The 13,143-nt window shown below is 63.0% G+C and carries 12 protein-coding genes; 3 read left to right on the forward strand and 9 right to left on the reverse strand.

Annotated features, from left to right (window positions below; translation table 11 throughout):
- Positions 1 to 39: 39 nt before the first annotated feature.
- Positions 40 to 1,452: a 1-acyl-sn-glycerol-3-phosphate acyltransferase gene (locus HCZ87_RS05620; RefSeq protein WP_167642791.1), complete on the reverse strand. Its 1,413-nt coding sequence runs from the start codon at positions 1,450 to 1,452 to the stop codon at positions 40 to 42.
- A 176-nt stretch (positions 1,453 to 1,628) separates the two neighbouring features.
- Between HCZ87_RS05620 and HCZ87_RS05625 the strand changes: the two genes are divergently transcribed.
- The 3 genes from HCZ87_RS05625 to deoD all read left to right on the forward strand — a co-directional run bounded on the left by HCZ87_RS05625 (position 1,629) and on the right by deoD (position 4,773).
- Positions 1,629 to 3,602 (forward strand): protein meaA, encoded by a 1,974-nt coding sequence (locus HCZ87_RS05625; protein ID WP_167642792.1) that lies wholly within the window; start codon positions 1,629 to 1,631, stop codon positions 3,600 to 3,602.
- 129 nt (positions 3,603 to 3,731) lie between these two features.
- Positions 3,732 to 4,052 carry an H-NS family nucleoid-associated regulatory protein gene (locus HCZ87_RS05630; RefSeq protein WP_167642793.1) on the forward strand — a complete coding sequence of 107 codons (321 nt, stop codon included), beginning with the start codon at positions 3,732 to 3,734 and terminating at the stop codon, positions 4,050 to 4,052.
- 16 nt (positions 4,053 to 4,068) lie between these two features.
- The gene (deoD, locus tag HCZ87_RS05635) at positions 4,069 to 4,773 is read left to right on the forward strand and encodes a purine-nucleoside phosphorylase (RefSeq protein ID WP_167642794.1); all 705 of its coding nucleotides are present in this window, start codon (positions 4,069 to 4,071) and stop codon (positions 4,771 to 4,773) included.
- 93 nt (positions 4,774 to 4,866) lie between these two features.
- Here deoD and HCZ87_RS05640 read toward each other — a convergent pair whose 3' ends face one another.
- The 8 genes from HCZ87_RS05640 to sdhA all read right to left on the reverse strand — a co-directional run bounded on the left by HCZ87_RS05640 (position 4,867) and on the right by sdhA (position 13,132).
- A complete protein-coding gene (locus HCZ87_RS05640; protein ID WP_167642795.1) occupies positions 4,867 to 5,727 on the reverse strand; it encodes a DUF1989 domain-containing protein in 861 nt (286 codons plus the stop codon).
- Positions 5,728 to 5,907: 180 nt separating this feature from the next.
- On the reverse strand, positions 5,908 to 7,086 hold the full coding sequence (locus HCZ87_RS05645; RefSeq protein WP_254868533.1) for a type III PLP-dependent enzyme: 1,179 nt from the start codon (positions 7,084 to 7,086) through the stop codon (positions 5,908 to 5,910).
- A 208-nt stretch (positions 7,087 to 7,294) separates the two neighbouring features.
- The gene (locus HCZ87_RS05650; protein WP_167642797.1) at positions 7,295 to 7,495 is read right to left on the reverse strand and encodes a hypothetical protein; all 201 of its coding nucleotides are present in this window, start codon (positions 7,493 to 7,495) and stop codon (positions 7,295 to 7,297) included.
- Positions 7,496 to 7,566: 71 nt separating this feature from the next.
- Positions 7,567 to 7,758, reverse strand: coding sequence for a hypothetical protein (locus HCZ87_RS05655; RefSeq protein ID WP_167642798.1), 192 nt, complete (start codon positions 7,756 to 7,758; stop codon positions 7,567 to 7,569).
- 126 nt (positions 7,759 to 7,884) lie between these two features.
- Positions 7,885 to 8,952 (reverse strand): aldo/keto reductase, encoded by a 1,068-nt coding sequence (locus HCZ87_RS05660; protein ID WP_167642799.1) that lies wholly within the window; start codon positions 8,950 to 8,952, stop codon positions 7,885 to 7,887.
- Between the two features lie 504 nt (positions 8,953 to 9,456).
- Positions 9,457 to 10,236, reverse strand: coding sequence for a succinate dehydrogenase iron-sulfur subunit (locus HCZ87_RS05665; protein ID WP_167642800.1), 780 nt, complete (start codon positions 10,234 to 10,236; stop codon positions 9,457 to 9,459).
- A 129-nt stretch (positions 10,237 to 10,365) separates the two neighbouring features.
- Complete coding sequence (locus HCZ87_RS05670) at positions 10,366 to 11,238, reverse strand: hypothetical protein (protein ID WP_167642801.1); 873 nt, start codon at positions 11,236 to 11,238, stop codon at positions 10,366 to 10,368.
- A gap of 88 nt (positions 11,239 to 11,326) precedes the next feature.
- A complete protein-coding gene (gene sdhA, locus HCZ87_RS05675) occupies positions 11,327 to 13,132 on the reverse strand; it encodes a succinate dehydrogenase flavoprotein subunit (RefSeq protein ID WP_167642802.1) in 1,806 nt (601 codons plus the stop codon).
- Between the last annotated feature and the right edge of the window lie 11 nt (positions 13,133 to 13,143).

Raw genomic sequence — 13,143 nt, forward strand, 5'->3', positions numbered from 1 at the left:
TGATTTTGAAATTTTATAACCTCGCGAGCGCAGAAACGCCTATGCGCCCGCAGAAATTTCCGCGCTGCTCTCTCCGGGATCGGGTGGCTCCAGCGCGGCGGGCACCAGATGGGCGATGGAATTGGCGTAGAAATGCAGCATATCCATCTGGCTGCGCTCGGGGATGATCTGCGCGCCGCTGCTGCGGATCAGCCCCCGGCGGCGCATCTGCTGCACCGCGCTCTGGACCACGAATTCATGCGAATGCGCGGGCATGTGGATCTGCGCCAGCGGCATCAGCGCCGTGACCTCGGCCACCGCATGCACCAGCGCGGTCTGGCTCATGGCGCCGCGCTGGATCAGGATATAGCTCACCAGCGGCACCGGCAGCACCGGCACCACCTCGCCAATGCGGGACATCAATTCGCGCGCCAGCTCGCGCGCCGGATCGCGGCCCGGTTCCGCCGCCAGCTCGCTCAGCGCCAGCGGTCTGCCAAAGCTCACCGCCGCCGCGCCCGCCCGCTGATAGCGCCCGGTGATCCAGCGCCAGAACTGCCAGACCAGCCGCAGCATGACCGATCCGATGCGCGCCCGAAACCGCCGCGTGCCGCTGCGGGCGGCCTTGGTCAGGACCTTGTCCTCCAGCACCCGGTCATAATTCAGCGCCACCGGCACAAAGACCACGTCCTTGCCCATCTCACTGCTGCCTTCGAGGATATATTTCAGCAGCCCGTGTTTTGGCGGCATCAACCCGCCGGTCAGGCTCAGCCCGCCTTCGGGGAACATCGCCTGCGTCACCCCTGCCCGCGTCGCCAGCCGCACATAGGCCGCCAGCACTTTGCGATAGAGTTCGTTTTGCGATTTGCGGCGGATGAAATAGGCGCCCATGGCCCGGATCAGGCGGCTTAATGGCCAGACCCGCGCCCATTCCCCCACCGCATAAGACAGCGCCGAGCGTTTCGCGACCAGATAGGTCACCAGCACGTAATCCATATTGCTGCGGTGATTCATCACAAAAACCACCGTGGAATCCTTGTCGATCGCCTTCAGCAGCCCTTCGTCATAGCTGCCCAATCGCACATTGTAGATGGCATTGGACAAAAACCGCGCCGCCCGGATGGCAAAGCTGAAATAGGTGAAGGCGGAAAAGGAGGGCACGATTTCGCGGGCATAGCGGCGGGCCTCTTCAAAGGCGACGTTTTCAGGAATGCCCCTGGCCGCCGCATGATCCGAAACTGCCTGCGCCACCTGCGGATCGTAAATCAGCCGCTGAATCATATCGTAGCGCCGTGCCAGTTTAAACGGCTCGATCGGGCGTTCCAGCCGCTCGTTCACCCGCGCCACCGCGCGTTCCAGCCGGCGGCGAAAAAACCAGCGCACCGAGGGAAACAGAAAATGCGAGGCAAAGGTGACCGCCGCAAACAGCAGGATCAACACAAAGGCCCAAATCGGTAATTCCACGGTCTGCGTCATAGCCGCACTGTTACCGAGCCCCCCTGCCATGACAAGCACAAGCGGGCGGCTTCTGCACCTGCAAAGGTCACAGCCGGGAAATTGCCGCAACGCGGCGAATTGACAAGGTTTCAAAATTCCAGTTTATACACAGCTGAGGAAATATAATTACCCACGCACAGCACACGAGGTCCGCCATGTCGCAAGCGCAGCAAGATCGCCCCAAAGACCGCCCCTGGCTGATCCGCACCTATGCGGGCCATTCCACCGCCAGCGCCTCCAACGCGCTCTATCGGGCCAATCTCGCCAAAGGGCAGACCGGCCTCTCGGTGGCGTTCGACCTGCCGACCCAGACCGGCTATGACAGCGATCACCAGCTGGCGCGGGGCGAGGTTGGCAAGGTTGGCGTGCCGGTCTGCCACCTGGGCGACATGCGGGCGCTGTTTGACCAGATCCCGCTGGACCAGATGAACACCTCGATGACCATCAACGCCACCGCCCCCTGGCTGCTGAGCCTGTATATTGCCGTGGCCGAGGAACAGGGCGCCGACATCAAAGCGCTGCAAGGCACCGTGCAGAATGATCTGATCAAGGAATACCTCAGCCGGGGCACCTATGTCTGCCCGCCCGCGCCGAGCCTCAAGATGATCGCGGATGTGGCCGAGTACTGCTATCACAACGTGCCGAAATGGAACCCGATGAACGTCTGCTCCTACCACCTGCAAGAGGCGGGGGCGACGCCGGAGCAGGAGCTGGCCTTTGCGCTCGCCACCGCGCAGGCGGTCCTGGACGAGCTGCAACCCCGCGTTCCGGCGGAGGATTTCCCGGCCATGGTGGGGCGCATTTCCTTCTTTGTGAACGCGGGCATCCGCTTTGTCACCGAGATGTGCAAAATGCGCGCCTTTGTCGAGCTTTGGGACGAGATCTGCCGCGACCGCTATGGCGTCGAGGATCCCAAGTTCCGTCGCTTTCGCTACGGCGTGCAGGTGAACTCGCTTGGCCTCACCGAACAGCAGCCGGAAAACAACGTCTATCGCATCCTGATCGAGATGCTCGCCGTGACCCTCTCGAAAAACGCCCGCGCCCGCGCGGTGCAGCTGCCCGCCTGGAACGAGGCGCTCGGCCTGCCCCGCCCCTGGGACCAGCAATGGTCGATGCGGATGCAGCAGATCCTGGCCTATGAGACGGACCTTCTGGAATACGGCGACCTCTTTGACGGCAACCCGGTGGTGGACGGCAAGGTCGAGGCGCTGAAGGCCGGTGCGCGGGCGGAGCTCGCAACACTGGACGGCATGGGCGGCGCCGTGGCCTCGATCGAATATATGAAATCGCGGCTGGTGGAGTCCAACGCCGAGCGCCTGAACCGCATCGAAGCGGGCGAGACCGTGGTGGTGGGCGTCAACAAATGGACCGAGGGAGAGCCCTCTCCGCTGCAAACCGAGGATGGCGGCATCATGACCGTGGACCCGGCGGTGGAGGCCGAGCAAATCTCCCGGCTCAACGCCTGGCGCAGCAGCCGCGACACCGCAGAGGTCACCGCAGCGCTGGACGCCCTGCGCGAGGCGGCCCGCAATGGCGACAACATCATGCCCGCCTCAATCCGCGCCGCCAGGGCCGGGGTGACCACCGGCGAATGGGCCGAAGAGATGCGCAAGGCCTATGGCACCTATCGCGGCCCCACCGGCGTCTCTGCCTCCCCCTCCAACAAGACCGAGGGGCTGGAGCATCTGCGCGAGGCAGTGAATGCGGTCTCCGACCAGCTGGGCCGCCGGTTGAAATTCGTGGTCGGCAAGCCCGGTCTGGACGGCCATTCCAACGGTGCCGAGCAAATCGCCTTTCGCGCCCGCGACTGCGGCATGGACATCACCTATGACGGCATCCGCCTCACGCCCGAGGAACTTGTCGCCTCTGCGCGTCAGGACGAGGCCCATGTTGTCGGTCTTTCGATCCTCTCCGGCAGCCATTTGCCGCTGGTCGAGGACACGATGACGCGTTTGCGCGACGCCGGGCTTTCGGATGTGCCGGTTGTGGTCGGTGGCATTATTCCCGATGACGACGCAGAGAAATTACTCAACCTAGGTGTTGCACGCGTCTATACACCAAAAAACTTTGAGCTGAATTCAATCATGATGGACATCGTCGAACTCGCAAAAACAAACGCGAAAACGTAAAATTTCGCGCTGTTTTTCGCCGAAATTCGAAAAACACGCAATTAGATGCTGAATAGCATCTGGAATTCGGTCTAATAGGAAGCCTAGCCCGGAATTATCATCCGTGGCTATTTTCCTATGGAGTAAACAATGTCCATCGACTTGACTGAAATGTCCCGAAAAGAGCTGCTTCAGCTTCAGAAAGACGTTGAAAAGGCACTGAAAGATGCCGAGCAACGTGAACGCAATGCAGCCCTGAAAGCCGTCGAACAAGCGGCTGCCGAATTTGGGTTCTCTCTGGATGAGGTCCTGACATCCCCCGCCAAAGGCGGCGCGCGCAAAAGCAAAGCCGTCGCGAAATATCGCAACCCCGAAAATCCTGACGAAACGTGGACAGGCCGTGGCCGGAAACCGCATTGGGTTCACGCCGCGCTCAGCCGGGGCGTTGATATTTCCGACCTCGAAATCTGAACTGGGACGACAATAAGTGACAGTTCATATTGGAGCAAAAAAAGGCGATTTCGCCGAAACCGTCCTGATGCCGGGCGATCCTTATCGTGCGAAATGGGCCGCAGAAACATTCCTGAGCGATGTGCGCCTCGTCAATGAGGTGCGTGGCATGCTCGGGTTTACCGGCACATGGAAGGGGCACCGGGTCTCGATCCAGGGCAGCGGCATGGGCATGCCCTCGCTGTCGATCTATGCCAACGAGCTGATCCGCGACTTCGACGCCCAAACCCTGATCCGTATCGGATCCTGTGGCGGCATGCAGCCTCAGGTAAAGGTCCGCGATGTTATTATCGCAATGACCGCCACCAGCGTCAGCACGCCCTCCCACAGCATCTTTAAAGAGTTGAACTTTGCCCCAACCGCGGACTGGACGCTGTTGCGCAACGCCGTTGCCGCCGCCGAGGCCCAGGGCCTCACCCCGCATGTGGGTGGGATCTACTCCTCCGACACCTTCTATGACGAGCGCCCCGATCTGAACGAACAGATGGTGCGTCACGGTGTTCTGGGCGTGGAGATGGAAGCGGCAGAGCTTTATACGCTGGCGGCCCGTTACGGGCGGCGGGCGCTGGCGGTTCTGACGGTGTCAGATCACCTGCAAACCGGCGAGGCGCTGCCCTCGGAAGACCGCGAACGCAGCTTTGGTGAGATGGTGGAAATCGCCCTCACCGCCGCGTTTGCCTGATTTGGCCGCTGCCTGCGCCACTCACCAGGCATGCCAAGTGACATTGAAAAGGGCCGCCCTCGGGTGGCCCTTTTTGCTGCGAGCCTTGCGCGCTCAGCGCCCGTGGCTGCCGTCATAGCCATTGCGCGCCGGGCTCTGCCAGCCCGCCAGCGCGCCCTCCGCCGGGGCAAAGACCTCGACCCGGAGCGGATAGCAGGCGGCGGTGTCGCTGGAATGCTCGGTCGAGCAATCGCCCCCCGGGCAGGCGCTCAGCGCGCCCAGGATGTCGATCTCGGCAAAAAACTCCAGATAATCGCCGGGGCGCACCGGGCTTGCCTTCATGAAATACTGCCCCGTGTCGCGGGTAAAGCCGGTGCACATGAAGACATTCAGCACGTCATGCACATGTGGCTCTGCCTCAATCAGCGGGATATTCAGATGATCCGCCAGCGCCCGGGTCAGGTTGGAATGGCAGCAGTGATGGTAGTGCCCGCCTTGCAGCAGCGCCCCGGTATAAGGGTCGCAGCGGGTGCCGATCACATCATGCACCGAGCCGCCATAGGCGTCGATGCCGTACCACTCCAGCGTGTCGGCCAGGATCGTCGCCATCGGGCGCAGATACGGCAGGTTCGACCAGAGCCGCTCTCCGGTGCTGACATGGGTGCCATGCAGCGCCCGCGTCTTGCCGGAAAAGAATCGTTCGGAAATGTCGTTTCGATTCCAGAGGTTAAGGTCGCCCACCTGCGGCCCCTCAACCGAGGAGATGCGGAAAAATTGCCCGGCCTCGGCCTCGAACACGGCGGCCTCGCGCGCCGGCACGAGAACCTCGGCGACCTTCGTGGCCCCCTCCCGTGCCGCCTGATACAGCGCCAGATCCGGCCGCGGCAGCGTTTCAGGCGGATAGCAAATGACCGGCTTGATGGCGCGGCGCGCCTCTGCGTCGGCGGGGATCGGAAAAGTCTTGGTTGATGTCATCTCTGGATAGGCTCCCTGTTGGGTGCAATCTATCCTACACATTTCAAATGAAAAGAGGCGCGCGCGTTCCGCAGCCCCCCGGGCGAAGGCTCAGCGCACCGATTTGACGCGTTCCGCGCATCAGCCTGACCCTGAAATGATCCGGGGCCGCGCCTTTGGCCGGCCCCGGATCACAACAGATCAGATCACCACGACATCCAGCGGCGGGAAGCCGTTGAACCCGACCGTGGCATAGGTGGAGGTATAGGCTCCGCAGGAATGGATCACCACGCGATCCCCGGCCCGAAGGCCAAGCGGCAATTGCACCGGCTGCTTTTCATAAAGCACATCAACGCTGTCGCAGGAGGGGCCAGCCAGAACGCAAGCGCCGGTCGGCTCGTGGTCACGCTCCGTGGTGATCTTGTAGCGGATCGCCTCATCCATGGTTTCGGCCAGACCGGAGAATTTGCCGATGTCCAGATAGACCCAGCGGTGCAGGTCGCTGTCATGTTTGCGCGACACCAGCAGCACCTCGGCGGCAATGGCACCGGCCTCGGCCACCAGACCCCGGCCCGGCTCCGCCATCACCTCGACATCACTGCCAAAGCGCGCATCAACCCGCGCCATAACGGCGGCGGCATAGGCCTCTGCGCCCATCACCTCGCTGCCATAGCTGGCGGGAAAACCGCCACCGATGTTCAAAAGCTTCAGTGCATGGCCCGCGGCCTGGGCGGATTGCCAGATCCCGGCCACCTGATCCAGCACCCCGTCCCACATGGCCGGATCGCGGGTTTGCGAGCCGACATGGAAGGACAGCCCATGCGGCACCAGCCCCAGCGCGGTGCAGCGTGCCATCAGGCTGATCGCCATCTCCGGCGCGCTGCCGAACTTGCGGCTGAGCGGCCAGTCGGCGCCGGTGGGCTCCACCAGAACCCGCAGGCAAACATGGGCACCGGGCGCATGCTCGGCCAGCTTTTCCAGCTCTTCTTCCGCATCGGCGGCAAAATGGCGAATGCCCAGATCGTAAGCATAGACGATATCGGCCGGGCGTTTGATGGTGTTGCCAAAGGTGATCCGCGCGGCAGAGGCCCCGGCGGCACGGCACATCTCGATCTCGGCGCGGCTGGCGGCATCGAAATTCGACCCCAGCGCCACCAGACGGCGCAGGATCTCCGGCGCCGGGTTGGCCTTGACCGCATAGTGGATCTTGGCCCGGCCCAACCCGCGCGACAGCGCCAGATACTGGCGCGCCACGGCGGCGCTGTCGATCACCAGCGTCGGCTGATCAAAGCGCGTATTGGCAATATAGGCGAGGTGGCGGGGGGCAAGACTCGCGTCATCGCGGGCGATTTGCCCGAGCACATTTGCATTCATGGTCATCTCCAAAAGACCCGGCCATATATGACCGCTCAGTTCCATCAGAGACGTTACCGTCGCTACGTAACCCTAGGGATCTGAACCCTTTCGACAGAGGCGCGTGCGTTGGCGTCTAGAACGCGCATATCGGGCAAAACCCTGAGTCGATCAAGGGTCAATTTCTGCATGGGAGATATTTCTTTTGCGCATGACGCAGGCACGCTTGTCGGCGTCAGGACCCTTCGCCCTGCCCGCGCAGACAATGGATCGGGCTGCCCTCGCCCGCATCCCGCGCGCCACAAAAGGCGCAGTGCCAGCCTCCGACCCGACGATCCGCGCGCCAGCGGCAATTGCGGGTGAGCGTGGTGGTCTTGCGACGCCAGTACAGATAGCCCAGCGTGCCAAACAGCAAAAGGATCAGAAGGATCGGCATGGCACGCGTCTAGCCCCCTCGCCCGGTGAGATCAAGCATCCACCGGACCTGGGGGGCCGTATCTTCGCGCCTCAGGCGGCCTGGTAGTAGTCCAGCACACCATCCACGGCGGTGGTGTCATCGGCCAGAACCACCGGGGTTTCCGGCGTATAATAGGACCAGGCTTCATCCAGCGCGGCCAGCGCGGCGCGGGCGTCGAGGGAGATAACATCAACGGGGTGAGCGGCGGTTTTCAGTTCGGTCATGGTGTGTACTCGGATCATATCGGTTCTCAATGCCTCCCTCGCGGCGGACCCTACACCGCATTCCCCGCCGCCACATCCGCCAGTTTTGCAAGGACGGCATGCAGATCCTGCAATCGCCCCTGCGTCAACTGGCGCCCGAAGACCTCAGCGCGTGTCGCGCCGCCCGGCCCGGTTCAGCGACGGGCTGGGCAGGCTGTCGTGCAGCTCTTCGATCACATCGAGCACCTCTTCGCTCAGGGTGATATCCTCCGCCGAGAGACATTCCTCCAGCTGGCTGACCGAGGTGGCGCCGATGATATTGGCGCCGAGATAGGGGCGGCTGTTCACAAAGGCCAGCGCCAGCTGCGTCGGGGTCAGCCCGTGATCGCGGGCCAGCGCCACATAGCGATGCAGGATATCGCTGTCGCGGTTGCGCCAATGGCCCGACATCACCTCGGCCCCCCAGGGCAGGCTGAAGCGCGCGCCCTCCGGCTGCGCCCCGTCGGCGTATTTGCCCGACAAGGCCCCGCCCGCCAGCGGCGAATAGGCCAGCAGATCCACGCCTTCGCGCATCGCGACCTCGCCGGCGGCGACATCCCAGTGGCGCTGCAACAGGCTATAGGGGTTCTGGCTGGATTGGATGCGCGGCAGGCCCTTGCTGCGGTGCAGCTCCAGATAGCGCATGATGCCCCAGGGGGTCTCGTTCGAGACACCAATCTCGCGGATCTTGCCCTTCTCGATCATCCGCCCCAACGCCGCCAGCATGCCCTCCATGTCCTCGCCGGTGAGCGAGCGATGCAGATGCGGCTGGAAATCGCGCTGGCCAAAGGCGTTCAGCTGGCGTTGCGGCCAATGCAGCTGATAGAGGTCGATCACCTCAACGCCGAGCCGCTTGAGAGAGCCATCCACCGCGGCCTCCACATCCGCAGGATTGAGCCCATGGCTGCGATAGGGGCCGCCCGGCCCTTCCATCTTGGTGGCGAGGATCACATCGTTGCGCCGCCCCCGTTCGGCAAACCAGCGGCCGATATATTCCTCGGTGCGGCCGGCATAGTCACCGGACATCGGCACCGGATAGACCTCGGCAGTGTCAAAGAAATTGACGCCGCGCTCCAGCGCCAGATCCATCTGCGCGGCGGCCTCCTCATAGCTGTTCTGCACGCCCCAGGTCATGGTGCCGAGGCAAATCCGGGAAACATTGAGGTCGCTGGTGCCAAGCTTACGGTATTGCATGAAAATCTCGCATATCTGGGGGCTGTTGAGACCAGAGATAAAGCCTGCGCCGGGATATCAAAGAGCCGATCACGGGATTGGCACGATTGGGAAGAGATTTGGCACGGATCGCGGCTGTTGCGCCCCCGGCGCGCGCCCTGCTGCCGTGATATTCATCCCCCCGTGTCAGGCTGACGAGCGTCGCGACAGCACGATCAAGGAGACACGGCCCGCCAAAGACCACCCTCACCCGGGTGCAGGTGCGGGTCCGATTCGAGCTCATGTTCGGACGTGGGGCTTTCCACCCCATCCGACCCTCCGCCCCATGGGCGGCCGCCTATTTTTGAATTGAACGAAAGAGACAAGATGAAAACGACAGCCCCCGAGCCTGGGTGGGGGTGAAGCCCCCTCCCGCGGGGAGGGTCGGGGGCTGTCCGGCCTTCGGCCAGACGGACCACCTGCATACAAACAAAAACCCCGCAGCCAAACGGCTACGGGGCAAAACCTGCGACCTGTCGGTCCCGATCAAACCGCGCGGTCGATCATCATTTTCTTGATATGCGAAATCGCCTTGGCCGGGTTCAGCCCCTTGGGGCAGGTCTTGGCGCAGTTCATGATGGTGTGGCAGCGATAGAGCTTGAAGGGATCTTCAAGGTTATCGAGCCGCTCGCCGGTCGCTTCGTCACGGCTGTCGATGATCCAGCGATAGGCGTGCAGCAAGGCGGCGGGGCCGAGGTAGCGATCACCATTCCACCAGTAGCTCGGGCAGGAGGTGGAGCAGCTGGCGCACATCACGCATTCATAAAGCCCGTCGAGCTTCTTGCGGTCCTCGATGGATTGCTTCCACTCCTTGGCGGGGCGGTTGGTCTTGGTTTCCAGCCAGGGCATGATCGAGGCATGCTGGGCGTAGAAATGGGTCAGATCGGGGATCAGGTCCTTCACCACCGGCATATGCGGCAGCGGGTAGATCTTCACATCGCCCTTGATCTCGTCCAGCCCATAGATACAGGCCAGCGTGTTGATACCGTCGATGTTCATCGCGCAGGAACCACAGATCCCCTCGCGGCAGGAGCGGCGGAAGGTCAGGGTCGGGTCGATCTCGTTCTTGATCTTGATCAGCGCGTCCAGCACCATCGGGCCGCATTTGTCCATATCAAGGAAATACGTGTCCACGCTGGGGTTTTTGCCGTCATCCGGGTTCCAGCGGTAGATCTGGAACTTGCGCACATTGGTGGCGCCTTCGGGCTTGGGCCAGGTCTTGCCTGTGGTGATCCTGGAGTTTTTCGGGAGTGCGAATTCAACCATGATCTGTCTCCTTGCTTGGCTGCCCACCGCCACCGCAAAGGCGCAGGTGATCGGGGGAAGAGGGCTGGACCCGGACCATCCGGGTATCATTTCGGGCGCAGAAGCTGCGCATCGTGTCGGCGCGAGAGGTCATTGCAAGACCTCCGCGTCAAATCCGGGCAGCGCGGCAATGCGCGCCAGGCGGGCGGCGTCTTCGGGAAAGGCGCGCGTGAGGCGCGCGCAGAGATCCTCATCCAGCGCCGCGAGCCGCAGCAGCGCCTGATATTCGGGATCATGGGCCATCATGCGCCAGCGCGCCTGCGGCGCCAGATCCTCGGCCGTGGCGGCCGCCTTCTGGAAACTTGAGCCGCCGCCATAGGGCTGCACCGCGCCAAGACCATTGTCGCGCAGCGGCAGGCCCAGTCGCGCCAGAACCCCTTCGCGATAGGCCGCATCGGCAACCCATTGGTCATAGCAGATCGGCACATGGCCGGTCTGGTCGGCCTCCGCCACCTCGGCCAGCAGGTCGCCATAGGTCGCCAGCGCCCGCGCCATCACCGCCATCCGGTCGCCAGAGCGGTAATTTTCATTGCCTTGCAGCTTTTTCAGCAGCGAGGCGCTCCAGTTCAGGAAACTGCGGAAGATCAGGATATCGCCGTCAAAGGCCGCGTCGCCATAGGGGCCGGACATCGGGCGCTCGGCGCAATAGCGCAGATGCACCGTGTCCTCGTAAGAGATCAAGAGCAACGCGCCCTCCCCGGCCGCCTTGGCAGCGGCGGCGACATCATCGCGATGCCAGTGACCGGACACCTCGATGCCCTTGCGGCTGCGCAGCGGATCGGTCCCGGGACGGCAATTGTTGAGAAACAGCGCCTGCCCCTCGGGCGCATTGCGCTGCAACCAATTGGTGATCGCATGATTGCCGGACCGACGCATGCCCACCACGCGCAGGGCGGTTGCCGGCGTGATACCAAGCCCTGCCCAATCACCGGCCTGCGTGAATTCGGAGCGAACGGCCATCATCGCTGCACCTCCCCAACCCGACGCAGACCGCGCGCGCCGAACGGGGCACACGCGGTTGCATCACAGGATTGGATCGGCGCAAGCCGCATCAGAAGGTCCGCGCTTTCGGGGCGATCTTCGCCAGCGAGATGCCGCCTTCTTCTTCGGTCGAGAGCGGATCAACGATCACCGGACGATAGCTGAGCTCGACCGAGGCACCCTCGACGCGGCTGATGGTATGCACCCGCCAGTTCTCGTCGTCCCGCGCGGCGTAATCCTCATGCGCATGCGCACCGCGGCTTTCCTTGCGCGCCTCGGCACCGTGGATGGTGGCCAATGCGTTGGGCATCAGGTTGGTCAGCTCCAGCGTTTCCATCAGATCGGAGTTCCAGACCAGCGAGCGGTCCGTCACATGCAGATCGTCCAGCTTGCCCGCGATGGAGGTCATCTTCTCGACGCCCTCTTTCAGGGTCTTGTCGGTGCGGAACACCGCCGCATCCGCCTGCATGGTGCGCTGCATTTCCAGCCGCAGCTCTGCCGTGGGCGTGCCGCCCTTGGCGTTGCGCAGGGCATCAAAGCGGTCAAACGCCTTGTCGATAGACGCCTGGTTCAGCACCGGATTGGGCGCGTTCGGATCCACGATCTCGCCCGCGCGGATCGAGGCCGCACGACCAAAGACCACCAGGTCGATGAGCGAGTTGGAGCCCAGACGGTTGGCCCCATGCACCGAGGCACAGCCCGCCTCGCCCGCGGCCATCAGGCCCGGCACGATCGCGGTCGGATTCTCGGCCGTCGGGTTCAGCACCTCGCCCCAATAGTTGGTCGGGATGCCGCCCATGTTGTAATGCACCGTCGGCAGAACCGGGATCGGCTCCTTGGTGACATCCACCCCGGCAAAGATCTTGGCGCTTTCGGAAATCCCCGGCAGCCGCTCGGCCAATGCCTCTGCGGGCAGGTGGGAGAGGTTCAGGTGGATGTGGTCGCCATGTTCGCCAACACCACGCCCTTCGCGGATCTCCATCGTCATCGAACGAGAGACATAGTCGCGCGGCGCGAGGTCCTTATACTGCGGCGCGTAACGCTCCATGAAGCGCTCGCCCTCGGAGTTGGTCAGATAGCCGCCCTCGCCGCGCGCGCCTTCGGTGATCAGACAGCCGGAGCCATAGATTCCGGTGGGGTGGAATTGCACGAACTCCATGTCCTGCAAGGCCAGACCGGCACGTGCCACCATGCCGCCGCCGTCGCCGGTGCAGGTATGGGCAGAGGTCGCCGAGAAATAGGCCCGGCCATAGCCGCCGGTCGCCAGCACCACCATCTTGGCGTTGAAAACATGCATGGTGCCATCGTCGAGCTTCCAGCACACCACACCCTGACATTGCCCATCCTCGGACATGATCAGGTCGATGGCGAAATACTCGATGTAGAACTCGGCGTTATGCTTCAGCGACTGACCATAAAGCGTGTGCAGAATGGCGTGGCCGGTGCGGTCGGCGGCGGCACAGGTGCGCTGCACCGGCGGGCCTTCGCCAAATTCGGTGGTATGACCGCCAAAGGGGCGCTGGTAGATCTTGCCTTCTTCGGTCCGCGAAAACGGCACGCCGTAGTGTTCCAGCTCGTAAACCGCCTTGGGGGCTTCGCGCGCGAGATATTCCATCGCGTCGGTGTCGCCCAGCCAGTCAGAGCCCTTGACGGTGTCATACATGTGCCACTGCCAGTTGTCCGGGCCCATGTTGGAAAGAGAGGCCGCGATGCCGCCCTGCGCCGCAACGGTGTGCGAACGGGTCGGAAAGACCTTGGTCACACAGGCGGTGCGCAGCCCTTGTTCTGCCATGCCCAATGTCGCGCGCAGACCCGCGCCACCGGCACCGACAACCACCACGTCATAGTCGTGGGTTTCATATTCATATGCTGTCATCGTGTTAAATC

Source organism: Phaeobacter sp. HF9A (genome assembly GCF_011806385.1).
Taxonomy (GTDB): domain Bacteria; phylum Pseudomonadota; class Alphaproteobacteria; order Rhodobacterales; family Rhodobacteraceae; genus Epibacterium.